Origin of the sequence: Achromobacter sp. DH1f, assembly GCF_000633435.1 — a bacterium.
GTDB classification, from domain to species: domain Bacteria; phylum Pseudomonadota; class Gammaproteobacteria; order Burkholderiales; family Burkholderiaceae_B; genus Achromobacter; species Achromobacter deleyi.
This window is the reverse complement of record NZ_AYMF01000038.1, coordinates 152,896-177,274: the sequence shown is the minus strand read 5'-3', so window position 1 is coordinate 177,274 and position 24,379 is coordinate 152,896. Positions and strand designations below refer to the sequence as shown.

The window sequence follows — 24,379 nt, the reverse complement described above, 5'->3', positions numbered from 1 at the left end:
TTATTCCGGCTGGATGCCGGCCTTCTTGATGATGTCGCCCCACTTCTTCGATTCGGCCAGCTGGAACTGCGCCAGTTCGTCCGGCGTGGACGACGCCGGGTCGGTGCCGGTCTGGGCATAGAACTGCCTGGCCGGCGCGCTCTGGGTGGCCTTGACCAGCAGTTCGTTCAGGCGCTTGACCACGTCGGGCGGCGTGCCGGCCGGCGCGTAGGCGGCGAACCAGTAGCCCATTTCGTAGCCCGGCACGCCGGATTCGGCGATGGTGGGCACGTCGGGGGCCAGCGGCGAACGCGTCAGGCCCGTGACGCCCAGCGCGCGCAGCTTGCCCGACTTGACCTGTGGCAGGCCGGTGGCGGTGTCGGTGATCATCATGTCGATCTGTCCGCCCAGCAGGTCGGTCACGGCCAGCGGGTTGCTCTTGTAGGGCACGTGCAGCAGTTGCACGCCCGCCATCTGTTGCAGCAGTTCGCCCGCGATGCGGCTGCTGGAACTGCCGCTGCCGAAACTCAGCTTGCCCGGCGACTGGCGCGCCTGCGCCAGGAAGTCGCCCACCGTCTTGGCGGGCGAGCCGGGATTGACCACCATGATCTGGCCGCCCTTGCCCAACAGCGAGATCGGGGCGTAGTCCTTGACGGGGTGATAGGTCAGCGTCTTGTACAGGTGCTCGTTGGCGGCGTGCGTGGTGTTGGTGGTGATCAGCACGGTGTAGCCGTCGGGCGCGGCGCGGGCCGCGGTGGCCGCGCCGATCATGGCGCTGGCGCCGGGCTTGTTCTCGATGATCACCGCCTGGCCGGTCTGCTCGGTGACGCCCTGGCCGATGGCGCGGCCGATCTGATCGGTGGCGCTGCCGGCGGCAAACGGCACGATGAAGGTGATGGGCTTGGCCGGAAAATTCTGGGCCAGGGCGGTCAGCGGCAGGGCTGCCAGCAGCAGGGCCAGCCGGCTCTTGAGGGGAATGCGCATGGGGTTGTCTCCTGGGTGTGTTTTTTTATGGGGTGGGGCGTAAGGGTCAGGCGGGGGCGGGGCGGTCGCCCGGGATGTCGGGCAGCCGGTCGGCCAGCGCGGGGCTGACCAGGACCGTCATGTCCAGCAAGCGGAAAGACAGGCTCTTGCCGTGGGCGTCCAGGTTCAGGGCGTCGTTGACGCCGCCGTCCAGCACGCCTTCCAGCACGAAGTTCATCGCGTGCAGGGTGGGCAAGAGGTAGCGGGAGACGCGCACCGGGTGGCGGTAGGCGAACCAGGCGGCCACGCGGGCCTCGGTCACCTGCTCGGCCAGCACGGCGTAGCCCTCGGGGTCCCAGGCGATGAGGCTCAGGTTCGAGATGTCGCCCTTGTCGCCGGACCGGCTGTGGCCCAGGCGGTACAAGGGCACGGCCACGCGGGACTCGGTGTGGGGCGCGGCCGCCCCGGATGCGGTGGCAGGGTTCATTGTGCGATCTCTTCCAGGAAGCGCCAGCCGCTGTGCACGGCGTCGCGGGGGAGGGTGCAGGACACCATGTTCAGGCGCGGGCGCAGCGCGGTGCGCACGCCGCCGCCGCCGGCCGGGCCGCAGGTGTACAGCGCGGTCACTTCGCGCAGCACGCGTTCGGCCACCGCGCGGTCGGCATGTTCGCCGGCCATGCGCAGGCGCACGTCGCGGCCGTGGCCGTCGGCTTGCGCGCCGCGCAACGCGCCGCCGTCATCGTCCAGGATGCTGATGGCGCCGATCAGGTCGGCGCGCAGGCGCAGGGCCGATCCCAGGCGCTTTTGCACGATGTCGGCGGCCAGCCGGGCGCGCGCTTCGGCCTGCACGCCGGCATAGGAAATCTCGGCCTCGGCCAGCCAGCCGCCGTGATAGCAGACGTTGACCTTCAATTCATCGGGCCGCGCATGGCCGGTGATGCCGCGCACGGCCACGCGGTTGCCGCCCAGGTCCTGCACCTGGGCCTGGGACAGGTCGGCCACGACGTCGGGTGTCAGGTAACGGGCCGGGTCATGCACTTCGTACAGCAGCTGTTCCTTGACCGTGCGCGCATCCACCGCGCCGCCGGTGGCATCCGCCTTGCCGATGACGAATTCGCCGTCGGCCTGGATCTCGGCGATGGGAAAGCCCGCCGCGTGCACGTCGGGCACTTCTTTCAGGCCCGGCACGCAGAAGTAGCCGCCGGTGACCTGCAGGCCGCATTCCAGCATGTGGCCGGCCATGGTGGCGCGGCCCAGGCGCGGCCAGTCGGCCAGGTCCCAACCGAAGTGCGCCAACGCCGGGCCCAGCGTCAAGGACGGGTCGGCCACGCGGCCGGCCACGACAATCTGCGCGCCCGCGGCCAGGGCCTGGGCGATCTCGGTGGCGCCCAGATAGGCGGTGGCGCTGACCACGTCGACGCCGTCCAGCGCCGCACCCAGCCGCTGGCGCAGCAGCTCGCGCTGCGCGGGCGATTCCAGGGCGTCGCCGTGGATCACGGCGATACGCGGGGCGGGCAGGCCCTGGCGGGCAGCCAGTTCGGCAATGCGGCGGGCCGCGGCGACGGGGTTGGCGGCGCCGAAGTTGCTGACGATGTTGATGCCATGGCGCAGGCAGTCGGCCAGCACGGGGGCCACCAGGTCGTCCAGCAGCGGCTCGTAGCCGCGCTGCGGGTCCTGGTTGCGCGCCAGTTGGGCCAGCGCCAGCGTGCGCTCGGCCAGCGTTTCGAAGATCAGCGTGCCGCCGCCCCGGGCGGCCAGCGTGCGCACCACGGCGGCGGCGCCGTCGCTGCGGTCGCCGGAAAAGCCCGACGCGCAGCCGATGAGCAGGGGAGTGGAAGGCATAAAGGGTCCAGGCAAGGCGCGGCGGGCAGCAAGCTCGGCGCGCAGGGAAAACCGGACCCCACTATAGGCAGCGCTCGATCATCAGTAAAATAGAAATATCGGATCAATTCATAAAGAAAAGCCATGAATCTGTCTGCCCGCCAATTGCGCGCGTTCGTGGCCCTGGCCGACGAAAAGCACTTCACCCGCGCCGCCCAGCGCTGCCACCTGACCCAGCCGGCCTTCAGCGCCCTGATCCGGCAACTGGAAGACAGCGCCGGCCTGCGCCTGTTCGACCGCAACACCCGCAACGTGGAACTGACCGCCGAAGGGCGGGTGCTGGACGCCTCGGCCCGGCGCCTGCTGGCCGACATGGATCTGGTCATGGAAGACTTGCGCGACCACGCGGCTCGGCGCCGCGGCCGCGTGGCGCTGGCCGCCTTGCCGTCGCTGGCGGCGGGCTGGCTGCCGCAGTTGCTGGCGCAGTTTCGGGCGCAGCATCCTGGCATCGCGGTCGACCTGCGCGATGCCTTGCTGGACCCGTGCCTGGACATGGTGCGCGACGGCCAGGTGGATTTCGCGGTGGCCTCGCGGCGCCCGGACATGAGTGACCTGGACAGCGAATTCCTGCACGCCGACCGCTACTTCCTGGTATGCCGCGCCGACCACCCGCTGGCCGGGGCGGCGCGGGTTCGGCTGCGCGATATTGCCAAATATCCGGTGATCCAGCTGGCACGCGGCAGCAGCGTGCGCAAGCACCTGGATGCCGCCTTCGGCGCGGACGCGCCGCCGCCGGTGTTCGAGGTGGAACACCTGGCCACCGTCACGGGGCTGGTGCGCGCCGGGCTGGGCGTGGCGGTGGTGCCGGCGATGACCCTGTTCCATTTCGGCGGCGACGATCTCTCTATCGTGCCGCTGGCGGGCAAGGCGCTGTTGCGTCCGCTTTATCTGGTATGGCGCCAGGGGCGCAGCCTGCCGCTGGCCGCGCAGGCGCTCTATGACTTGCTGTGGGCCCGTCGCGCGGACATCGGCGGCGCACCGAAGGTTGGGTAAGATGGAAGGTTCCGGGGTTTCGCAAAACCCTATTGCCGATTAAAATCCGATAGTTGTAGCTTCTATCCGTCACCCGAGGATTCCGCCCATGAGCAAGCAAATCATCCACACCGACGCCGCGCCCGCCGCCGTCGGCCCTTACTCGCAAGCGGTTGCCGCGACCGGCACCAAGACGGTTTACCTGTCCGGCCAGATTGGCCTGGAGCCCGGCACGGGCGACCTGGTTTCCGAGAACTTCGACGCCCAGGTGCGCCAGGCGTTCGCCAACATGGAAGCCGTGGTGGCCGCTGCAGGCGGCACGCTGAACGACGTGGTCAAGCTGACCCTGTTCCTGACCGACCTGGGCAAGTTCACCGCCGCCAACGCCATCATGGCCGAGCTGATTCCGCAGCCGTTCCCGGCGCGCTCGACCGTCGGCGTGGCCAGCCTGCCCAAGGGCGCGCAGTTCGAGGTCGAAGCGATCCTGGTCCTGTAAGGCCAGACCACGCGCGATTTGCCAGGGGTTTCATCCCATATGCCGGCCGCGGCCGTGGCAACCAAGCGATCCGGCGCCGAACCCAAAGGCGCCGGTAAAGCCATGACGGATACGGAGCGCAAGCTGCGTAACCTGGGCCTGGTGCTGCCCGAGGACTTCGTGCTGCACCTGCCGCTGCGCTACGAGGACGAAACCCGCATCGTGCCGATCAGCGACCTGCGGCCGGGCTTTCCCGGCCAGGTCGAAGGCGAGATCACCAAATCCGAGGTCCTGTACCGGCCTCGGCGCCAGCTCACCGCCACCTTGGTGGACGACAGCGGCGAACTCCAATTGCGCTGGCTGAATTTCTACCCCAGCCAGCAAAAGCAAGTCAGCGTGGGCAAGCGGCTGCGCGCGCGCGGCGAGGTCCGCGGCGGCCTGTTCGGGCGCCAGATGGTGCACCCGCGCATGACCAACGCCGACGCGCCCCTGCCCACGGCGCTGACCCCCGTCTATCCCACCACCGAAGGCCTGCCGCAACTGACGCTGCGGCGCGCCATCGCCCAGGCGCTGGACCGTGCCGACCTGTCCGACACGCTGCCGCCCGAGGCGTTGGCGCGTTACGACCTGCCGCCGTTCGAGCCCGCGATCCGCGCCCTGCACACGCCGGCGCAGGGCGAGTCCGAATCGGCGCTGCTCGAACGCGTGCATCCGGCCTGGCGCCGCATCAAGTTCGACGAATTGCTGGCCCAGCAGCTGTCGCTGGCGGCGGCCCGCGCCGCACGCCGCATCAAAGAGGCCGAGGCGCTGCCCGTGCGCAACGAGGCCGGCGGCCTGGTCGACCGGCTGTACCAGGCGCTGCCGTTCAAGCTGACCGGCGCGCAGCAGCGCGTGGTGGCCGAGATTTCCGCCGACCTGGCCAAGTCCTACCCCATGCACCGCCTGCTGCAGGGCGACGTCGGCAGCGGCAAGACGGTGGTGGCGGCCATTGCGGCGGCCCAGGCCATTGCCGGGGGCGCGCAGGTGGCGCTGATGGCGCCCACCGAAATCCTGGCCGAACAGCATTTCCGCAAGCTGGTGTCGTGGCTGCAGCCGCTGGGTGTGAACGTGGCCTGGCTGAGCGGCAGCCTGACCGCCAAGGCGCGCCGCGAGGCCGCGGCCGCCGCGGCCGACGGCAGCGTGCAGCTGGTGGTGGGCACCCAGGCCCTGATCCAGGACCATGTCGAATTCCACCGCCTGGGGCTGTCCATCGTCGATGAGCAGCACCGCTTCGGCGTGGGCCAGCGCCTGGCGCTGACCCGCAAGGGCGAAACCGTGCGCGGCCGCATCGTGCCGCACCAGCTCAACATGAGCGCCACGCCCATTCCGCGCACGCTGGCCATGACCTTTTTCGCCGACCTGGACGTGTCGGTCATCGATGAACTGCCGCCGGGCCGCACGCCGGTGCTGACCAAGCTGGTGTCCGAGGCGCGGCGCGAGGAAGTCATCGCGCACATCGCCCAGGCCGCGCGCGGCGGGCAGCAGGCCTATTGGGTCTGTCCGCTGGTCGAGGAAAGCGAGGCCCTGGAACTGCAGACCGCCGTGGATACCTACGAGGGTATGCGGGTCGACCTGCCGGACCTGCGCATCGGCCTGGTGCACGGCCGCCTGCCGCAGGCCGAAAAGGCGGCGGTGATGCAGGCTTTTCGCGAAGGCGAGGTCGACCTGCTGGTGGCCACCACCGTGATCGAGGTCGGGGTCGACGTGCCCAACGCCTCGCTGATGGTCATCGAACACGCCGAACGCTTCGGCCTGGCGCAGCTGCATCAGCTGCGCGGGCGGGTGGGGCGCGGCACGGCCGAATCGGTCTGCGTGCTGCTCTACCAGACGCCGCTGTCGCAGGTGGCGCGCGAACGCCTGCGCGCGATGTTCGAGACGTCCGACGGCTTTGAAATCGCGCGCCGCGACCTGGAACAGCGCGGCCCCGGCGAATTCCTGGGCACGCGCCAGTCGGGCATGGCGCTGTTGCGCTTTGCCGACCTGGAAACCGACGCCGCCATTGCCGAAGACGCGCGCGATGCCGCGGTGTGGCTGCGCGCCGAACACCCCGCTGCTGTCGAGGCGCACCTGGCCCGCTGGATGCGGGGCAGGGAAGACTTCCTGCGCACATGACGCACGCAGCCACCATGACCTTCCTATTTTCCAGCGCCGCCCGCCGGGCCGGCGCTCAACCCCTGGGGGCGTAGTCCACCATGACTCTGACCGAACTCAAATACATCGTAGCGGTGGCCCGCGAGCGGCATTTCGGCCGGGCGGCCGAGGCCTGTTTCGTCAGCCAGCCCACGCTGTCGGTGGCGATCCGCAAGCTCGAGGACGAACTGGGCGTGACGCTGTTCGAACGCGGCGGCGCGGAAGTGGGCGTCACGCCCATCGGCCAGCGCATCGTGGCCCAGGCCCAGAAAGTGCTGGAAGAAAGCGCCAGCATCAAGGAAATCGCGCGCCAGGGGCATGACCCGCTGGCCGGGCCGTTGCGGGTGGGCGTGATCCACACCATCGGGCCCTACCTGCTGCCGCGCCTGGTGCCGGTGCAGATCGGCCGCACGCCGCAGATGCCGCTGCTGCTGCAGGAAAACTTCACCGTGCGCCTGGTCGAGCTGTTGCGCCAGGGCGAGATCGATTGCGCCATCATGGCCTTGCCGCTGCCGGAAGCCGGGCTGGTGATGCAGCCGCTGTACGACGAGCCCTTCGTGGTGGCCGTGCCGCAAGACCATGAACTGGCGCAGCGCACCTCCATCGACGCGCAGGACCTCAAGCAGCAGACCATGCTGCTGCTGGGCAGCGGCCATTGCTTTCGCGACCAGGTCCTGGAAGTGTGCCCCGAGCTGTCGCGCTTTTCGGCGGCCAGCGACGGCATCCAGCGCACCTTCGAAGGCTCCTCCCTCGAAACCATCCGCCACATGGTGGCGGCCGGCATCGGCGTGACCGTGCTGCCCGTGACCGCCGTGCCGCAGCCGCCGCCGTCGAACAGCCTGCTGCGCTACCTGCCGTTCGAAGGCCACGTGCCCGAGCGCCGCGTGGTGCTGGCCTGGCGCCGCAGCTTTCCGCGCCTGGCGGCGATCGAGGCGCTGGCACAGGCCGTGTACGAATGCGAGCTGCCGGGCGTGCGGATGCTGTCCGACGAAACAGCGGCGGTGCAGGATTGATCCGGGCGTTGTTTGCGTTCGGTCAAGTGATCGCCAAGTCGTTGATTGGCATGCGTTTTTGCCGCGAAATCGCCCGTTTCGCGGTGTTATCCTAGTTTTGTCCACCCACCCCTCAGGGAGCTAGCAATGGCAAAGACCTCCAAGAAGACCTCCACCAGCGCACCGCGCATCAACATCGGTATCTCGGACAAGGACCGCGCCGCGGTGGCCGGCGAATTGTCCAAGCTGCTGGCCGATTCGTACACGCTGTACCTGATGACGCACAACTTCCACTGGAACGTCACGGGCCCCATGTTCAACACGCTGCACCTGATGTTCATGACGCAGTACACCGAAGAGTGGAACGCCCTGGACAGCATCGCTGAACGTATCCGCGCCCTGGGTCACTACGCGCCGGGCACGTACCGCGAATATTCCAAGCTGTCGTCCATCGCCGAACCGGAGTCCGTGCCGGAAGCCCTGGAAATGGTGCGCCTCCTGGTCAGCGCCAACGAGTCGGTCGCCAAGACCGCCCGTTCGGCGTTCGAAAAGGCCGATGCCGCCAACGACCAGCCCACCGCCGACCTGCTCACGCAGCGCCTGGACGTGCACGAAAAGAACGCCTGGATGCTGCGCAGCCTGCTGCAGTGATCCCCACGGCGCCCTGACCGGCGCCCACGACGAAAAAAAGCCCCCGGCGCCGCAAGGTGCCGGGGGCTTTTTCATATGCGCGCCGTGATGATTCCTCGCGCGCGCCATTCACCCTGCCGCGCCGGGGATAAATGGTCAATAGGTTTTGATTTTTCCTGATACACGCCTGGGACGATATTTTTCGGTAATTCCGACGCGATCAGTGACTTGAAGTTGCAATACCGCGCGGTCCCTCGGGGCATTTATAGATAACCCCTGATTCCATATTCATTCCTTGCGGTTTTATTAAATCAAGATAAGAAAACGACTTTATATATTTGCTAACAAAACAAACGATCTAATCTATTTCAATTTGTACGGATAAAGCGATTGTCTGAGGGATTTCCCCCGGTTTATTGCAATATTTCCGATTTATTTCCACAGCGATGAAAACCTTTAGAAAGAAATTCGCTGTCTGACCGGCCTACCATTCGTTGGCTCGTTCCCCATACGTATAACGGGGTATCGAGATGTAATTAATTCTGAGCAACGCGTCCTCCCCAGGCAGGAAATAGTCATTCGATTCCATATCGATTAATCGGTTCCTGGGGGTCGGTCTTTTTATGTACTCGACACGACGAAAACAGTGAGGTCCCCCGTGGTAAAGAGAATCGCAGTGTGCGGTCTTGGATATGTCGGCCTGCCCGTGGCCGTGGCATTTTCCAGGCGTTTTGATGTCGTCGGCTTTGATGTGGACAAGCGGCGGATCACCAGCCTGAAGCAGGGAGAGGACTGGACAGGCGAAATCGAACGCGATGCATTGCTGGCTTCCCCCATGCAGTTCACTGATCAGGTCTCCGAGCTGGAAGGCTGCGACTTTTTCGTCGTAGCCGTGCCGACGCCCGTCGACGAGAAGAACAATCCCGATTTTTCCCTGCTGGTGCGCGCCTGCCGTTCGATCGGCCCCGTGCTGCGCCCGGGTTGCATCGTGGTCTTCGAATCCACCGTGCACCCGGGCGCCACCGAGGAAATCTGCGGACCGGAACTCGAAAAAGTCTCGGGCTTGCGCTGCGGCGTCGATTTCAAGCTGGGTTACAGCCCCGAACGCATCAATCCGGGCGACCGCGAGCATCCGCTGGAGAAGATCGTCAAGATCGTGTCTGGCCAGGATGAGGAATCGCTGGAAACCATTGCCGGCGTCTACGAGCAGATCATCGACGCGGGCGTGCATCGCGCCTCGTCGATCAAGGTGGCCGAAGCGGCCAAGGTGCTCGAGAACACCCAGCGCGACATCAACATCGCGCTGATGAACGAGATGTCGAAGATCTGCGATCTGGTCGGCATCCGTACCTCGGAAGTGCTGGCCGCCGCCGGCACCAAGTGGAATTTCCTGAAGTTCACGCCCGGCCTGGTCGGTGGCCACTGCATCGGCGTGGACCCGTACTACCTGACGTCCAAGGCCCAGGAACTGGGCTACCACCCCGAAGTCATCCTGTCGGGCCGCCGTATCAACGACGGCATGGCCAGCCACGTGGCCTCGCGCGTGGTGCAGACGCTGGCGCGCAATGGCCGCCTGAACGCCTCGACCCGGGTCGGCATCCTGGGCATGACGTTCAAGGAAAACGTGCCGGACATCCGCAATTCGAAGGTCGTCGACCTGTATCAGGCGCTGGGCAACTACGGCATCACGCCGGTGGCCTGCGACCCGATGGTCGATGCCGAGCAGATGCAGCATGAATACGGCATCCGCCTGGTCGATCGCGACCAGTTCCGCGACATGGACGTGCTGATCCTGGCCGTGCCGCACCGCGAAACCATGGACACCATCTGGGAAGACCTGCCGCAACTGGTCAAGGCCGACGGCATGGTGTGCGACTTGAAATCTGTGCTGGACAGCCGCCGGCTTCCGCCCGGCCTCGTGTACTGGACGCTCTGAGTCCAGCTTTTGCGTAACCCATCAACACAGGAGAGGCCCGGAATGACCGCCTTTACCATCGCTCCGATTGGCACCTGCCGCATCCACACGCCGCTACGCGATGCCGTGGGACGCTACCCGATCAAGCAACAGCTCGGGCGCAATTACGGTTTCGTGCACACCAGCGCCGAGGCGCTGCAGCAAGCCCGCTTCATGTTCGGCCAGACCGAAATTCCCGCCGACGTGCAGCGCCTGATCTTCCGTCCGTCCAATGGCGAGCAGGCCCGCCGCGGCGTGCACAAGCCGGCCGACCTGTACATGGTCGAGCTGTCCTCGCGCAAGCTGTTGACCATTGGCGCCCACCCCATCCAGTCCAACTACCTGGTGCGCTTTTTCAGCGAATTCTTCGCCGACCGCACGCGGACCCGCGCGTTCTGGTCCCAGGCCACCGAAGAACGGCTGGCCGAGCGGCGCGAATGGCTGGACCGGGACCCCGTCTTCAAGAGCCTGTCACCGGACAACCGCGAGCTGCTGGCCCGCATCGTCAAGCGTGAGCAGACGGACGAAGAGATCGAGCAGCAGATGCACGAGCTGGTCGACCTGCTGGGGCGCGACAAGGTCGTGTTCGTCACGCACGTCAATGCGATGACGCCCGACAACGTGCCGATCGAGCAGCGCGCGCAGCTGATCTCCGCGGTGACGGCCAGCGCGCAGCGCATCGGCGTGCCGTGCTATGACCCGACGCCGCTGATGAACAAGATCGGCCAGGCCGACGCCATGGAAGACGGCGGGCTGGACCTGACGCACTACACGCCGCTGTTCGCCGAGCGCCTGTACACCGAGTGGTACAAGACCTTCGTGCGTCCGCGCATGAGCGCCTCGACGCCGCAGCCGTCGGTGCCCAAGCTGAGCGCCGACGAAAGCGCCGAGCGCATCGAGAAGATCTGGGATTCGGGCGACCTGCGCGAAGCCTCGCGCCGCCTGCGCGACGTGCTGCGCCGCCACCCGGGCCTGCCCGACCACACGCTGCTGTTCGCACGCATCCAGGAAGAACTGGGCGACTACGAAGGTTCGCTGGCGCTGCTGGGCAGCGCGGACGGCACGCTGGCCACCGGCAGCAAGGCCGAGCAGATCCTGATGCGCAACCACTTCAAGATGGGTCGCCACGACGTGGCGCACTCGCTGGCCGCCGGCCTGCTGGGCGACGAAATCGAGACCCCGGAAATCGTGCGCATCGCGGCCATTTCCGCCGGCCACCTGGGTTTCGTGGACGAGGCCCTGGGCAACTGGAAGCAGCTGTTCCGCATTTCCTCGCCGCAAGACGCGACCGCCACGGAAGCGGCCGACACCGTGCTGTCGCTGCTGCAGGCCGGCAGCGACATGGACGCCACCTTGCGCTGGGTCCATGAAGTGCGCGAGGCCATTCCCGCGCACGGCCGCAGTTTCGCCACGCTGTGGCGCGACCGCCTGATCGCCGGGGACCGCACGGGTCTGCGCGCGCTGGCGTTCGAATCGCCCACGCTCAAGGAAGTCGAGGCGCTGGAACTGGTCAAGGAAGCCACGTGGCGCGGTTGCATCATGGCCGCCGCCGCGCTGGCCGTGTCGTGCAAGCTGGCTGACGCCCAGCAGGAAGACATGTCGGCGTGGCTGGCCGCGCAGTCCGCGGCCTGGGCCGAAGAGGGCGCACAGGCGCTGGAAGAAGGCCGCCTGCGCGATGCCGCCGAGCGCATCTGCGCGCATCGCCTGCTCAATCCCGATGCCTTGTCCGGCGTGCGGGCGCAGCGCGCCTTCGAGCGCGCGATGCGCCTGGGCGTGCGGGCCGCGCTGGTGGCGGGCAACCACAAGGAAGTGATCGACCTGACCGACATCGCGCTCGATACCCAGGTCGACTTTCCCGAACTGCACGCCATGCGGGGCCGCGCGGCCGACGCGCTGGGCGACAAGAAGACCGCCATGCGCCATCTGGAACAGGCGGCCGCCAACGAGTCCGCGCCGTTCAGCACGCAGTTGCACTTTGCCCGCGTGGCGTTCAACGGCGGCTGGTTCGGCGAGGCCATCGACGCCTACAAGATGGTGCTGGCCCATGCCTCGGCCGACCAGAGCGCCAAGGAAGAAGCCGAACGCCAACTGGGCAGGCTCGGCCCCCGCGCCATCCGCGGCGCCCGGGAAATCCTGTCGGCCGGCGATCCCAAGGCCGCCTGGACGCTGCTCGAGCGCGTTGCGCAATCCTGGCCGGGCATGACGGAAGTCGACCACGAAAAGCGCCGCATCCTGGCCGTTATGTACGCCGAAGCGCGCGGGCTGGAGTCGTCCAGCACCACCGAGCGCCTGGCGCTGGGCGAGCGGATTCTGCAGCTGGTGGCCGACGATCCCATCGGCCTGCGTCTGGCCGCTGTCGGCGCCATGCGCCTGCACCGCTTCGAACAGGCCCTGCCGTACTGGCGCGCCCTGCAGGAACGTTCCGACAACCCGGCCCAGTACGATCACTACATCCAGCGCTGCCAGGTGTGGATCGACAAGGCCAACCGCAGGAAGGCCGCATGAATCCGCCACTGATCTCCGAGCGCGAGAACGCCGATTCCGAATTGCAGCAGGTGCAGGCCCGGCTGGAAGAGATCGTCGCGGCATCGGGTCGGGTCCAGGTCGCGCAGGACAACCTGGCCGCCGCCCAGGCGCTGGCGCGCGGCCACATGGCCGATCCCAAGGTCCGCTTCCTGCTGCTTCGGTTGAAAGAGGCGGGCGGCCTGAACGAAGGCATGTCCGAACAGTGGGCCACGCTGCTGCGCGAATGCCCCGATGACCTGGAAATCGTGCGCTACCGCGCGACCCGCCTGGTCAAGGAGCGCCACGTCGAGGACGCGCTGGCCCTGGTGGACCGGCACCTGCCTGCGTCCGCCGAAAGCCCGGCCCGGCTGTTCGCCCGCGCCAAGCTGCTGAACGACATCCGTGCGTACGAGCAGTCGGACGAACTGTTTCGCCGGCTGATCCTGCAGCATACCGACCGCAACATCCGGGTCGAGTTTGCCAAGCGCCTGCGCAAGCGGGGCCTGCTGGCGGACGCCTTTGACGTCATCTCGCCGGTGGCCAAGCACCTGGCGCCGGGCAGCAAGGCCGCGGAACTGGCCAACGGCCTGGCCGGCGACTACGCCTTCTACCAGCGCCTGGAACCCGAGGCCGCCCTGGCCGGCAAGGACATCCGGATCGTGTCGATGAAGCACGCCATCCTGCATTTTCGCAACCGGCAGATTCCGGAATACTCGGCCGACAAGCCGGTGTCCGTGGCCCTGGTGACGGGCAGTTTGGGCCCCGGCGGCGCCGAGCGGCAACTGACGCGGCTGGCCGGCGAGCTGGCCCGCATGGCGGACGCGCCCAACCCGCGTCCCGTCGACGTGCCGATGAAGCCGGAAAAGGTCGAAGTGCTGGTCAAGCAGCACACCGAGCCGGCCGGCTCGACCAAGAAGCAGGGCCTGGATTTCTTCCTGTCCGTGCTGGTCAAGGCGCAGATTCCGGTCACGGAAATCAACAAGCTGCCCGCGATCTCGGTGGCCCACCAGTCGGTGCCGGACGGCAGCCTGACCCGCCTGCTCGAGCAATTGCCCCCACCGGTGCACTATGGCGTGACGCGGCTGGCGCCGGTGCTGCGCGCCAGCACCTTCGACGTGGTGAGCCTGTGGCAGGACGGCACGTGCCTGTTCGGGGCGCTGGCGGCCCTGCTGGCCGGCGCGCCGACCATCCACCTGGTGTTCCGCGGCCTGCCGCCGAACATCCGCAAGGACCGCTTCCGCGAAGAGTATCCCGAGCTGTACCAGGCCCTGGCCCAGGTGCCCGGCGTGCATTTCGTCAGCAACAGCCGCAAGGCCGCCGAAGCCTACGCCGAATGGCTCGGTATTCCCATCGTGCGCTTTCACGTGCTGTACAACGGCGTGCCGGACCTGGCCACCGATGCCGCGACGACGGACCAGGAAAAGTGGCAGGCCTTCCAGGCCAGCACGGCCGACGCCACGGAAACCATCGGCGGCGTGTTCCGCCTGGAACCGGACAAGCGGCCGCAGCTGTGGATCAAGCTGGCGGCGCTGTACCTGAAACAGCGGCCGCAGGCGCGCTTTGTCATCGTCGGCGATGGCCGGCTGCACGACAACATCGTGGCACTGGCCGAAGAGCTGTGCGTGATGGACCGGCTGCTGCTGGTCGGCCTGTCGAACCATGTGGGCTACTGGTATTCGCAAATGGATGCCAAGGTCCTGCTGTCGCGCTACGAGGGCCTGCCCAACGTGCTGATCGAAGCGCAATTGCTGGGTGTGCCCGTCGTCTCGACGCCGGCCGGCGGGGCAGGGGAGTGTTTCGAGGAAGACCAGACGGGCTACCTGCTGGGCGACGTCGAGCATCCGGACCTGCACGAAGCCTGCGACAAGGTCGTATCCATCGTGGACCGCGTGCGCGCCGATGAAAGCCTGAAAGCGCAAAGCCGCCACCGGGCGCAGACCCTGTTTTCGCTGGAGGCCATGCTGGCCAAGTTCCTGAGCCTGTGCATGCCGGTCATGGCGGTGTCGGAGAACGACGAGTGCATGGAACTGCCGCCGATGCGTCTGATGCAGGCCTGATCCCTGATCGGCCGCCCGGCTGACCCTCGTTCTGAAAAAAAGGAAGTTATGCAAATGAACGTCCCGGCCGCGGGCCCGCGCCGCTTTGCGGCGCCGGCCTTGCTGCTGATTACCATCCTGACACTGAGCGGCTGCCAATTGCCGCGTTCCGGGCCCATGCTGGCCGAGATGACGGGCGCGCATGACGCCAAGGACGTCATCGTGATGCCCGCCTCGCGCGAACTTGCGCGCGAGAGCCGGGTGCCGGACGTGTCCGATTTTCCCGTGCGCTACCGCGACCTGACCGAGGCCGGTTTCGACAGCCTGGTGCCGGGCGACGGCATCAACGTCAAGGTCTGGGAACGCGGCGGACTGGGCGTGTTCGCGGCGGACCCGTCCGGCGTGAGCGACCTGGGCAACCAGGAACTGGACCGCAACGGCAATGTGTCCTTTCCCATCCTGGGCAAGTTCCAGGCCGGCGGCAAGACGCTGGGGCAGTTGCATGACGCCATCGTGGCGCGCCTGAGCCGGCTGGTGGCGGGCGCCGACGTCAGCGTGACGCGTGCGGCCGACGCGCGCGGGCAGATGGTGACGGTGCAGGGCAACCTGACCAAGCCAGGCATGTATCCCATCACGCAGACATCCCAGCGGCTGAGCAGCGCGCTGGCGCAGGCTGCGCCGGTGCAGACCAATCCCGAGCAGCTTGTCGTCAGCCTGCGGCGCGACAACCAGGTGGCCTCGGTGCGCCTGTCGGACATCTACCGCAACCAGAACAACGACATCCTGCTGCGTTCGGGCGACGTCATTACCGCGTACGAATCGCGCGAATTCCTGACGGTGCTGGGCGCGGCGGGCAACCAGGGCCGCGTGGCCATCAGCAAGCGCAATTACAGCGTGCTGGACGCGCTGGCCGATTCCAAGGGCCTGGACGACCAGACGGCGGACCCGCGTTCGGTGTTCCTGTTCACGCCCGCGCAAGCAGGTGCGGAGGGCAAGCCGGACCTGCTGCCGGTCGTGTACCAGTTTGACCTGACGCGTCCGGAACAGGTGGCGCTGGCCCGCGAATTCACGGTGCGGGAAGGGCAGGCCATCTATATTTCCGATGCTCCGTTCACCCAGGTGCAGAAGGTGCTGTCCGCGTTCCGCGTGACCATGAGCGCCGGCTTCAGCGCCACCCGGGCCATCGATTCGAATTCCGGCGGCTCTTCGACCGGCGTCAGCCAGTAGTGCGTCGATGAGTAACGAGGATCGGATCAAAGGATGGCGCGCGCGCAAGAAAGACAGCAGCTACGCGGTGGGTTCAGGCGTCGATGCCTGGCGCCTGGACCCCGCCAAGCTGTTCGAGGCCAAGGCTGAGCCGGCTGTCCTGCTCAAGCCCTTGCTGGCGCGCCTGCAGGGCGAGCCGCATGATTCCGTAGCCGCCCGGCGGGCGGTCTACGAGGCCGTGCAGGCCGAGCTGGACGCCGAGATCGAGCGCGGCAAGGTCGACGAGGCGCTGGCGGACTTTTCCCGGCGGCGCCTGCGCATCATCGTGCGGCTGCTGGAACAGGACATCCGCGCGGGCATCGAGGTGTTCGCGCCCGGCTACATGCCCGCCCGGCTGGTGGCCGAAGACCAGCGCCTGGCCGACGCCCAGGCGCGGCGCGAGCAGCGGCGCAAGCAGGACGAGGCGCGCGATGCGCGGCGTCATGCCTCGCGCCACGACATCGCGCTGGAAATGGAGCTGCCCGCGGGCGAGGCCGGCGACCTGGCGATCCTGCAGGACCGCCTGCGCGGACTGCATGCCGGCCATCATCCGCGCATCATCGGCCGCGGCTGGCCGGGCGGGCGCACGCTGCTGGCGCTGTTCGTCTACCAGCTGAACGTGATGCACGGCGAAAGCCGGATCGCGTTGCTGTGGGCGCTGGTGGGGCCGGTGGTGCTGCTGACGTTGATTTCGTCGCTGTACATCCTGATGGGCACGCACTACATCCTGGGAATGGACGTGCAGACGTTCTCGCTGCTGGGCGCGACGACCTGGATCATGTTTCGGCAGATCATCTTTCGCAGCAGCACGGCCTATGTCTCGGCGCGCGGCCTCTTGAACTTCCAGGGCGTTTCGCCCTTGATGTGCGCGCTGGTGCAGGCGCTGCTGTATGTGTCGGTATACATGGTGGTGTTCGTCGTGCTGATCACCGCCGGCCATGCGCTGGACCTCATCACGCTGCCCAAGAGCTGGCCGGGCTTCCTGCTGTTCGTGGTGCTGATGGCGTGCTGCGCGGCGGCGATGGGCCTGTTGTTCGGCGCGATCGCGACGTACTGGCACTTCTTCCTGCGGCTGGCGCCGGTGATCGAGCGTTTCCTGCAGATTTTCTCGGGCGTGTTCTTCGTGTCGGAACAGCTGCCCGAGAACCTGCGGCCCTGGATGCTGTGGCTGCCGTTCGCGCATGGCATGCAGTTGCTGCGCTCGGCCTACTTCGACGCCTATACGTCGACGGATGCCAGCCTGGGTTACTTCCTGACCAGCCTGGTGTTCCTGATGGTGGTCGCGCTGGCAGCGGAACGGCTGGCCCGCCCGAACATCCAGCCCATGTGAGGAACGACGATGATTCATCTCAATGGCGTGACGGACGATCCCAAGGCCTTCGGCAGCCGGCAGGCGCTGCTGGCCCAGGCGCATCTGGACATTCCCGTCGGCCGCTATGCCTTGCTGTCGCCCGCGCCGGAGCTGCATCGGCAGATCATCGATCTGCTGTGCGGCCTGCGGCCGCCGCGCCAGGGCTTTGTCCATCACGACGGCAACGTGTCCTGGGCGATCGGGCGGCAGGGCTTCATCCGCGGCAAGGCCAGCGGCGTCAGCATGATCGAACTGGTCAGCCAGATGTACGAGCTCGATGCCGACGCCACCTACGAACTGGTGGCGGACCTGATCAGCGAGCCGAAGGTCCTTTCCCGGCCGATGGAACATTGGCCGCTGTTTGCGCGGCAGGAGTTTTCGTTCGCGCTGGCCTTGGCGCCGGCGTTCGACGTCTACGTGATCGAGGGGGCCATTCCCTTCGAGCCCTGCCGCTTCACCCGTCTCTGGCTGGCGCTGTTCGAAGAACGGCTGATCGGCAGGACGCTCATTCTTTCCAGTTACCGCCAGAATCAGTTGGCGGACTATTGCCTCAAGGGCCTGATTTATGAACGAAGCGCACTCCGCATCGAAGACGACCTCGACCAGTGCATCCAGAAGTTCCCTCCGCGACGATCAAGAAGCGATTCAGGAACAGGCGACGACGTCCTCGGCGGCTTCGATGAGGGACAGCTCGGGTTCTGAGAGCGGGTCCGAGATCGAACGCCGGCAGCGCGAACGGCAGGCGGCGCTGATCGAGCGCCGGCGCCGTCGCTGGGTCAATGTCTTCATCGTCATCGCCCCGGTGGCCCTGGCCCTGGCGTACGTGCTGTGGATCGCCACGCCGCGCTACGAGGCCGAATCGCGTTTCTTCGTGCAGTCGGGGTCCGGCCAGCAGGGCGGTGGCGCCATGGCGGCCAGCCTGCTCACCACCGGCAATTCGGGCGGCATGCTTGGCGGCTTTGTCGACGGCTGGGCAGTCAGTGATTTTCTGAAATCGCGCGACTGCATGCGGCAGCTGGACAAGAAGGTCGGCCTGCGCCATTACCTGTTGAACGCGGGCATGGACCCCGCCAACCATCTGTCCGAGGATTCGAGCGAGGACGATCTCTATCGCGCCTACCGCGCCTCGGTGCAGGTGTCGTTCAACGCGCTGGAGCAGATCGACGTGCTGCGCGTGCGGGCCTATTCGTCCGAAGACGCCGAAACGCTGTCCAAGGCCCTGATCGGCCTGGCCGAAGAGTTCGTCAGCACCATGAACGAGAAGGGCGTGGCCGACAAGCTGAAGGTCAGCGAGGAATCGGTCAGGCAGGCCGAACAGAAGGCGCTGGGCGCCCGCGAAGCCCTGACGTCGTGGCGGACCACGCACGGCAATATCGACCCCACGGCCACGGTGGCCATGCTGCTGAACCTGTCCAGCCAGCTGGAAGGGGAACTGAGCAGCGCGCAGATCAACCTGGACAAGATCCGCGCGCTCGACAACAAAGACCACTTCATGCTCAAGCCTGCCGAAATGCAGGTCGTGGCCTTGAAGAAGCGGCTTGCCAGCGTACGCCAGCGCTTGAGCGGCGATGGCAACACGGAAGCCAAGCAGCTGAAATCGTACGAGGCGCTGCGCAATACGCAGGCTTTCGCGGATTCGAACCTGACGCTGGCGCAGCAGTCGTACCAGCAGGCCGTGACCGACGCCCTGCGCTTGCAGCGTTATCTGTCCATCATCGCCCAGCCGGTGTCCACCGACCGGCCCAGCAGCCCGCGCACATCGGTGCTGCTGCTGCAGGCGCTGGCGCTGGGCTTCGTGCTCATGTTCGTCCTGCGCGCGGCGATGGCCTTGTTGCGAGGATTGCGCCATGGTTGATACGACGATAGAACGCCCGGCGCCCGCCGCCAAAGCCCGCTCCGCCGCGGACGAGGCCACCGGCCACCTGCGGAAGGTCATCGAGCAGGTCCTGCAGGCGGATGACACGGCGCCGGCCCTGGCCGCGCTTGGGCCGGCGCTGGCGCGGGTCGAAGACGGCTGGCGTGACGCGCGGCGCCTGCTGGTGTCGCCGCTGGTTCGGGCCGGTCGCCTGGAACGGGCGATCGCCGTGCTGGAAGCGCTGGTAGAGGCCTATCCCGCGCGTACCGACGACCGCCGTATGCTGGCCAGCCTGCTGGGCCGCACCCAGCAATGGGACCGCGCCATTGCCCAGGCGGATGCCGCCGCCGTCATCGCGCCCGATAGCGGGGCGCTACACGCGGTGCGGATACAGCTGCGCGTACAGGCCGCGCAGATCCCGCAGGCCGCCGAGGTTGCGCGCCAGACCCACGCTTTGGCGCTGGCCGACCCCGGTGATGCGCATTGGTGGATGCTGGCCTATTCGCGCAGCGGTGACACCACGGCGGCTGCGGACATTGCCGCGGCGTTGCAGGCCGGGGACTTGCCGAACGCGCGCGTGGCCACGGTGGCCGTGCGCGCGCTGCTGGACGACGACCGGGCCGAGGCGGCGATTCTGCTGGGCAATGCGGCGCTGGCCGCCAGCCACGATGCCCCGGCGCTGCGCGCCTCGCTGGGCCTGGCGCACCTGCGCCGGGCCACGGAAGACGACCGCAAAACGCATGCGCTGGCCCATTTCGAGGCAGGTTTGCAGGCCGCGCCCGCCGATGTGCGGCTCTTGACGCTGTACGGCGAGACCTTGCTGCGCGCCGGCCGCTACAAGGACGCCGTGACGCCGCTGCGCCAGGCCATCGACCTGGCGCCGGACCTGGAGCAGACCCAGGGCCTGTACGCCCGGGCGCTGCGCTACACGCTGCAATACCAGGAAGCCGCCGACCAGCTGCTGCGCCTGGTCGAAAAGTCCCCCGACAAGACGCTCTGGCAACGCGCCGCCATCGGCGCGCTGTCGCAAGCCGGTCGCAAGCCGGAGGCCGAGGCCCTGTTCGAGCGCTATGTGGCGCAGCGCGGGCAGAAGCTGGCGCCGACGTTCCAGCAGGCCCTGGATGAACTGGACCAGAAGCTGGTTTCGGCGCCGATCCCGCAGGCCCGGCTGGATTGGGCCTGGTCGCTGCGCGGCGACGCCACGGCCGACCGCGTGCAATGGGAGCGGCGCGCGCGCTGGGGCCATCTGGTGGACCACCTGCTGTTCGATTGGCTCGAATGCCGCGAAGACAGTGTCGAGGATGCCATGCAGGTGCTGGGCGAACTGGACACGGGCGAGCGCTTCTTCGCACCGCTGTTGGCGGCCGGGCGGGGCGTGGTGGTGGCCACGGCGCACGTGGGCCCCATGTATGCCGGCCTGATGGCGCTGGAACTGCTGGGCATTCCGTCGCGCTGGCTGGCGACCGCGCCCAGCATCGCCCAGAGCAGCTATGCCGCCGCCCTGATTTCCACCGCCGACCAGACCGAAGCGCAGGTCGCAAAGGCCTGCATGCGCGCGCTGGGATCGGGCAATGTGCTGTGCCTGGCCGTGGATGGCGCCGCCAATCCCGCCGCGCCGCGCACTGACTTCGCCGGGCAGTCGGTGACCTATTCCAGCTTCGCGGCCCACCTGGCGCATCGCCAGGGCGTGCCGTCGGTGTTCTACGTGCCGCGCTGGGAAAACGGCCACGTGGCCTACACGCTGGAAATGCTGCCTGCGGTCGAGCCGGGCGAAGACGCCGACACCTATGCGCGCCGGTGGCAAGAGGCGTATTTCAAGCATCTCAGGGCGCATGTGGCCGGTCCGCCGGAGAACCTGCGCCTGAGCGGTGGCATCTGGCGCCACGTACAGTCCGCGGACCGGTCCGCGCAGCGTTAAGGAGTGCATTGTCATGAAATCAGCAACGAACGGGCCGATCTATCGCAGGCTGCTATGTGTGTTGTCCTGGGTGCCTGTCCTGGGCATGCTCTACGGCGGCGCGGCCGCCGCCAATGAATCCTGCGCCAGCCCGGATGAGCACTGCGCTTTCGTCTCGACGCTGCTGCAGCAGCGCGAAGGCTACGGCGCCAACGCCACGGGCGGCCTGGGCGGGCGCTTCATCGAGGTCACGTCCGACCAGGATTCCGGGCCGGGCACGCTGCGCGCCGCGCTGGCGCAGGCCAAGAAGGGGCCCACCTGGATCCGCTTTGCCTCCGACATGACGATCGTGCTGGACTCGCAACTGCGCGTGCCGTCCAACACCACGATCGACGGCCGTGGCAAACACGTGGCCCTGATCGACGACGGGCTGGGCGTCTATGGCAGCAAGAACGTCATCCTGACGCACCTGACCATCGATGGCCGCCTGAACCGCCTGACCCAGGCCGTGAACATCGCGAATGACAGCCGCGACGTGTGGGTGGATCACATGGATCTGTCGCGCATGTCGGACCGCCTGCTCAACGTGAAGAACGGGTCCACCGACGTCACGATTTCCTGGACGAAGTTCCATAACTCGAACAAGGTCATGCTGCTCAACAACATCACGTCCAAGGACCTGTTCGCCAATTACGAACGCGATTCCATCGCCCGCGTGACGCTGCACCACAACTATTTCTTCAACACCGTGCAGCGCAACCCGCGCGGCCAGTTCGGCACGTTCCACCTGTTCAACAACCTGCTCGAGAACTGGGATTTCTACGGCATGAGTTTCAGCCTGGAGGCCAAGGCGCTGGTGGAAGGCAATATCTTCAACAATGACGCCAAGCGCCAGTGCGTGGAGCCGGAATTCTTCCCCACGGTGGAAGGCGTGAAGGTGAACTACTGCCGCTACATTCCCACGGCCGCCAAGCGCAGTGCGCTGGACAATGGCGCGTCCGACGAGGGCGCCTACCAGGAACGCAAGGCGCAGCACGGCTACACGCGCGACTTCAAGGCGTTCCTGCGCCTGAAAGACAACCTGTACCTGGGGGATGCGAAACCCGTTTTGCAGGACTATCGCCCCGAGGCCGCGCCCACGCCGCCGTACTGCTATGGGTATGAGAAGCCCACGGCCGAGTTGGCGGACAAGATCCGCCAGCATGCCGGGAACACGAGCGGCGATACGCCGCTGCCCGCATCGCGGATGGGAGCAGGTTGCGCGAAATGAACGGAAGGCGGCCTCTCAGGCCTGCTGCGACAAGGGGCGGTCCAGGATCGGGGCGATGCGTTCCGGCGGCGGCGATACCCGCCACGAGGCGCGGCGGCGCAGCGCGCCAAAGAGCTTGAGCCCTTGCGGCCAGTCGCCCAGGCCGCTGTCCGCATTCAGATGGCCGGCGCCGGGCACCACGACGACCCGGCTGCCCCAGTCTTCGGCGAAACGACGGGCGCGTTCGAGTCGACAGTAGGGATCGTTGTCGCTGGCCACCACCACGCTCTGAAAGGGCAGCGATTGCCGGGGCACTGGCGCAAAGCCGCGCAGGCAGTCGGGGGCATCGGGCCGCTCGACGTCGGCGGGCGCCACCAGCAGGGCGCCGGCGACCTTGGCGCGCAGCGGCACCGGCAGCGCCGCGCTGATCAGGCAGCCCAGGCTGTGGGCGATCAGCAGCACCGGGCTGCGGGCGCTGTCCACTTGGGCGGCCAGGGTGGAAATCCATTCCGCGCTGACAGGGTTTTCCCAGTCGCGCTGCTGCACCCGCGCCGCGTGCGGCAGCAGGGCGGCCCAGCGCGATTGCCAGTGTTCGGGTCCGGAGTTTTTCCATCCGGGGACGATGATCGGTTGGAGTCTCATGGCGGCCATGATGCCGCGCGGCCTTAGTAACGCAAACGAATAAATCGTCTTTTGCATATACGGTAGGGGGCATAAGGCCGGCTGCCCGCCGAGCCGCCTTTGTATGCGGCACTGCAATAACGAAACGTCGCCCAAATCGGGCCGGAACCCCTCCAAAAGGGGCTATTTTTCAGTGTATGCTTGCCGTGCTTATGCAAAGTAACGGGGCGTGACCAACACTTTTCCGGCTGTCCGCCCGGCTTACAAACCAACGACTACAAGCCATTCGAGGAGTCCACTCATGAAGCAAGTATTTCGTCTGACCCCGGTCATCGCGGCGCTCGGCGTCGCCGCCGGTTTGACGTTCGGCGCGGCTGCGCAGGCGCAGACCATCAAGATCGGCGTGGTAGGCCCCACCACCGGCGCGGTCACCCAATATGGCGACATGGTCCGCGAAGGCGTGGACACCGCGGTGGAACGCATCAACGCCGCTGGCGGCGTCAACGGCAAGAAGCTCGAGACCGTGGTCATCGACGACGGCTGCGAACCCAAGCAGGGTCCGGTGGCCGCCAACCGCGTGGTCAACAGCAAGATCGGTTTCGTCGTGGGCCACGTGTGCTCGGGCGCCACCATCGCCGCCGCCGACATCTACAACAACGAAGGCGTGGTCATGGTCACGCCCTCGGCCACCTCGCCGGCCCTGACCGACGGCAAGAACTACGAGTTCATCTTCCGCACCATCGGCCGCGACGACCAGCAAGGCCCCGCCGCCGCCAAGTTCGTGCTGGAAAAGCTCAAGCCCAAGAAGGCCGCCGTGCTGCACGACAAGCAGTCGTACGGCCAGGGCATCGCCACCTCGGTCAAGAACGACCTGGAAAAGGGCGGCGTGCCGGTTGCGATCTTCGAAGGCATCAACGCGGGCGACAGCGACTACTCCGCCGTCATCACCAAGCTCAAGAGCCAGGGCGTGGACTTCGTCTACTACGGCGGCTACCACCCTGAAATGGGCCTGCTGCTGCGCCAGGCGGCCGAGCAGGGCGTGAAGGCCAAGTGGATGGGCCCCGAAGGCGTCGGCAACCCCGACATCAACGCCATCGCCGGTGACGCCGCCGAAGGCATGCTGCTGACGCTGCCGGCCGACTTCACCCAGAACGCCGCCAACGCCGACATCGTCAAGGCCTTCACCGCCAAGAAGCGCAACGCCAGCGGCGCGTTCCAGCTGACCGCCTACACGGCCACCCAGGTCATCGCCGACGGCATCAAGGGCGCCGGCAGCGAAGACCCGTCCAAGGTCGCCAAGTACCTGCACGCCAATTCGTTCGAGACCCCGATCGGCAAGGTGTCCTGGAACAAGCAGGGCGACCTGACCAACTTCCAGTTCGACGTCTTCGTCTGGCACAAGGACGGCTCCAAGTCGGTCTACAAGTAAGGACCTGACGGCGCGTTCCGGGGTGTTTTCCCTGGGGCGCCCGCCCAGCGCCTGACCCCCGAACCGGGCCGGAAGCACAGTCTTCCGGCCCGGTTTTTCCGTGCGCGCCGCCCGCCGGGAACCGATGCCAGATTCCGTGGGTCGAACGCCGCTTGCGCGGTTTTGCGTAGAATGCG

Annotated in this window: 19 protein-coding genes; 15 read left to right on the top strand and 4 right to left on the bottom strand. The window is 67.0% G+C overall.

The features are described from left to right. The 3 genes from U858_RS0130240 to U858_RS0130230 are packed head-to-tail and all read right to left on the bottom strand — an operon-like array spanning position 1 to position 2,784. Positions 1 to 963 carry a tripartite tricarboxylate transporter substrate binding protein gene (locus U858_RS0130240; protein ID WP_025140849.1) on the bottom strand — a complete coding sequence of 321 codons (963 nt, stop codon included), beginning with the start codon at positions 961 to 963 and terminating at the stop codon, positions 1 to 3. Positions 964 to 1,009: 46 nt separating this feature from the next. Beyond that, positions 1,010 to 1,429, bottom strand: coding sequence for a hypothetical protein (locus U858_RS0130235; protein ID WP_025140848.1), 420 nt, complete (start codon positions 1,427 to 1,429; stop codon positions 1,010 to 1,012). After that, positions 1,426 to 2,784 carry an acyclic terpene utilization AtuA family protein gene (locus U858_RS0130230; RefSeq protein WP_025140847.1) on the bottom strand — a complete coding sequence of 453 codons (1,359 nt, stop codon included), beginning with the start codon at positions 2,782 to 2,784 and terminating at the stop codon, positions 1,426 to 1,428. The genes U858_RS0130235 and U858_RS0130230 overlap by 4 nt, the downstream gene beginning before the upstream one ends. A 123-nt stretch (positions 2,785 to 2,907) precedes the next feature. On the opposite strand from U858_RS0130230, the gene U858_RS0130225 reads away from it, so the two are divergent. From U858_RS0130225 to U858_RS0130160, 14 genes are all read left to right on the top strand, one after another. Then, the gene (locus U858_RS0130225) at positions 2,908 to 3,816 is read left to right on the top strand and encodes a LysR family transcriptional regulator (RefSeq protein ID WP_025140846.1); all 909 of its coding nucleotides are present in this window, start codon (positions 2,908 to 2,910) and stop codon (positions 3,814 to 3,816) included. A gap of 88 nt (positions 3,817 to 3,904) precedes the next feature. Beyond that, entirely contained in the window at positions 3,905 to 4,291 is a 387-nt protein-coding gene (locus U858_RS0130220; protein WP_025140845.1) for a Rid family detoxifying hydrolase, read from the top strand. A gap of 39 nt (positions 4,292 to 4,330) precedes the next feature. Then, positions 4,331 to 6,421 (top strand): ATP-dependent DNA helicase RecG, encoded by a 2,091-nt coding sequence (gene recG / locus U858_RS0130215; RefSeq protein ID WP_042885791.1) that lies wholly within the window; start codon positions 4,331 to 4,333, stop codon positions 6,419 to 6,421. An 80-nt stretch (positions 6,422 to 6,501) separates the two neighbouring features. Further along, positions 6,502 to 7,452, top strand: a complete 951-nt coding sequence (locus U858_RS0130210; protein WP_025140843.1) for a LysR substrate-binding domain-containing protein — start codon at positions 6,502 to 6,504, stop codon at positions 7,450 to 7,452. 126 nt (positions 7,453 to 7,578) lie between these two features. Beyond that, positions 7,579 to 8,082 (top strand): Dps family protein, encoded by a 504-nt coding sequence (locus U858_RS0130205; RefSeq protein WP_025140842.1) that lies wholly within the window; start codon positions 7,579 to 7,581, stop codon positions 8,080 to 8,082. 655 nt (positions 8,083 to 8,737) lie between these two features. Continuing rightward, complete coding sequence (locus U858_RS0130200; RefSeq protein ID WP_081821774.1) at positions 8,738 to 9,997, top strand: nucleotide sugar dehydrogenase; 1,260 nt, start codon at positions 8,738 to 8,740, stop codon at positions 9,995 to 9,997. 42 nt (positions 9,998 to 10,039) lie between these two features. Continuing rightward, complete coding sequence (locus U858_RS0130195) at positions 10,040 to 12,520, top strand: hypothetical protein (RefSeq protein ID WP_025140840.1); 2,481 nt, start codon at positions 10,040 to 10,042, stop codon at positions 12,518 to 12,520. Further along, positions 12,517 to 14,577: a glycosyltransferase gene (locus tag U858_RS0130190; RefSeq protein WP_025140839.1), complete on the top strand. Its 2,061-nt coding sequence runs from the start codon at positions 12,517 to 12,519 to the stop codon at positions 14,575 to 14,577. Before U858_RS0130195 ends, U858_RS0130190 begins: the two co-directional genes overlap by 4 nt. 48 nt (positions 14,578 to 14,625) lie before the next feature. Further along, positions 14,626 to 15,783, top strand: coding sequence for a polysaccharide biosynthesis/export family protein (locus tag U858_RS0130185; protein ID WP_025140838.1), 1,158 nt, complete (start codon positions 14,626 to 14,628; stop codon positions 15,781 to 15,783). A 7-nt stretch (positions 15,784 to 15,790) separates the two neighbouring features. Then, on the top strand, positions 15,791 to 17,131 hold the full coding sequence (locus tag U858_RS0130180; protein WP_025140837.1) for an ABC transporter permease: 1,341 nt from the start codon (positions 15,791 to 15,793) through the stop codon (positions 17,129 to 17,131). A gap of 9 nt (positions 17,132 to 17,140) precedes the next feature. Further along, positions 17,141 to 17,854: an ATPase gene (locus U858_RS0130175; RefSeq protein WP_025140836.1), complete on the top strand. Its 714-nt coding sequence runs from the start codon at positions 17,141 to 17,143 to the stop codon at positions 17,852 to 17,854. A 121-nt stretch (positions 17,855 to 17,975) separates the two neighbouring features. Next, positions 17,976 to 19,007 (top strand): sugar ABC transporter, encoded by a 1,032-nt coding sequence (locus U858_RS0130170; protein WP_025140835.1) that lies wholly within the window; start codon positions 17,976 to 17,978, stop codon positions 19,005 to 19,007. Next, positions 19,000 to 20,925 carry a Vi polysaccharide transport protein VexE gene (locus tag U858_RS0130165; RefSeq protein ID WP_025140834.1) on the top strand — a complete coding sequence of 642 codons (1,926 nt, stop codon included), beginning with the start codon at positions 19,000 to 19,002 and terminating at the stop codon, positions 20,923 to 20,925. The genes U858_RS0130170 and U858_RS0130165 overlap by 8 nt, the downstream gene beginning before the upstream one ends. An 85-nt stretch (positions 20,926 to 21,010) precedes the next feature. Continuing rightward, a complete protein-coding gene (locus U858_RS0130160) occupies positions 21,011 to 22,174 on the top strand; it encodes a polysaccharide lyase family 1 protein (RefSeq protein ID WP_051593719.1) in 1,164 nt (387 codons plus the stop codon). Positions 22,175 to 22,189: 15 nt separating this feature from the next. Here U858_RS0130160 and U858_RS0130155 read toward each other — a convergent pair whose 3' ends face one another. Beyond that, a complete protein-coding gene (locus U858_RS0130155; protein WP_025140832.1) occupies positions 22,190 to 22,795 on the bottom strand; it encodes an alpha/beta hydrolase in 606 nt (201 codons plus the stop codon). A 280-nt stretch (positions 22,796 to 23,075) separates the two neighbouring features. On the opposite strand from U858_RS0130155, the gene U858_RS0130150 reads away from it, so the two are divergent. Further along, a complete protein-coding gene (locus U858_RS0130150) occupies positions 23,076 to 24,203 on the top strand; it encodes a branched-chain amino acid ABC transporter substrate-binding protein (protein ID WP_025140831.1) in 1,128 nt (375 codons plus the stop codon). Positions 24,204 to 24,379: the final 176 nt, after the last annotated feature.

What these genes read in the sequence shown, in the direction of transcription:
- U858_RS0130240 (WP_025140849.1), bottom strand. Translation starts at nt 963, where the DNA reads ATGCGCATTCCCCTCAAGAGCCGGCTGGCCCTGCTGCTGGCAGCCCTG.
- U858_RS0130235 (WP_025140848.1), bottom strand. Translation starts at nt 1,429, where the DNA reads ATGAACCCTGCCACCGCATCCGGGGCGGCCGCGCCCCACACCGAGTCC.
- U858_RS0130230 (WP_025140847.1), bottom strand. Translation starts at nt 2,784, where the DNA reads ATGCCTTCCACTCCCCTGCTCATCGGCTGCGCGTCGGGCTTTTCCGGC.
- U858_RS0130225 (WP_025140846.1), top strand. Translation starts at nt 2,908, where the DNA reads ATGAATCTGTCTGCCCGCCAATTGCGCGCGTTCGTGGCCCTGGCCGAC.
- U858_RS0130220 (WP_025140845.1), top strand. Translation starts at nt 3,905, where the DNA reads ATGAGCAAGCAAATCATCCACACCGACGCCGCGCCCGCCGCCGTCGGC.
- recG (WP_042885791.1), top strand. Translation starts at nt 4,331, where the DNA reads ATGCCGGCCGCGGCCGTGGCAACCAAGCGATCCGGCGCCGAACCCAAA.
- U858_RS0130210 (WP_025140843.1), top strand. Translation starts at nt 6,502, where the DNA reads ATGACTCTGACCGAACTCAAATACATCGTAGCGGTGGCCCGCGAGCGG.
- U858_RS0130205 (WP_025140842.1), top strand. Translation starts at nt 7,579, where the DNA reads ATGGCAAAGACCTCCAAGAAGACCTCCACCAGCGCACCGCGCATCAAC.
- U858_RS0130195 (WP_025140840.1), top strand. Translation starts at nt 10,040, where the DNA reads ATGACCGCCTTTACCATCGCTCCGATTGGCACCTGCCGCATCCACACG.
- U858_RS0130190 (WP_025140839.1), top strand. Translation starts at nt 12,517, where the DNA reads ATGAATCCGCCACTGATCTCCGAGCGCGAGAACGCCGATTCCGAATTG.
- U858_RS0130185 (WP_025140838.1), top strand. Translation starts at nt 14,626, where the DNA reads ATGCAAATGAACGTCCCGGCCGCGGGCCCGCGCCGCTTTGCGGCGCCG.
- U858_RS0130180 (WP_025140837.1), top strand. Translation starts at nt 15,791, where the DNA reads ATGAGTAACGAGGATCGGATCAAAGGATGGCGCGCGCGCAAGAAAGAC.
- U858_RS0130175 (WP_025140836.1), top strand. Translation starts at nt 17,141, where the DNA reads ATGATTCATCTCAATGGCGTGACGGACGATCCCAAGGCCTTCGGCAGC.
- U858_RS0130165 (WP_025140834.1), top strand. Translation starts at nt 19,000, where the DNA reads ATGGTTGATACGACGATAGAACGCCCGGCGCCCGCCGCCAAAGCCCGC.
- U858_RS0130160 (WP_051593719.1), top strand. Translation starts at nt 21,011, where the DNA reads ATGCTCTACGGCGGCGCGGCCGCCGCCAATGAATCCTGCGCCAGCCCG.
- U858_RS0130155 (WP_025140832.1), bottom strand. Translation starts at nt 22,795, where the DNA reads ATGAGACTCCAACCGATCATCGTCCCCGGATGGAAAAACTCCGGACCC.
- U858_RS0130150 (WP_025140831.1), top strand. Translation starts at nt 23,076, where the DNA reads ATGAAGCAAGTATTTCGTCTGACCCCGGTCATCGCGGCGCTCGGCGTC.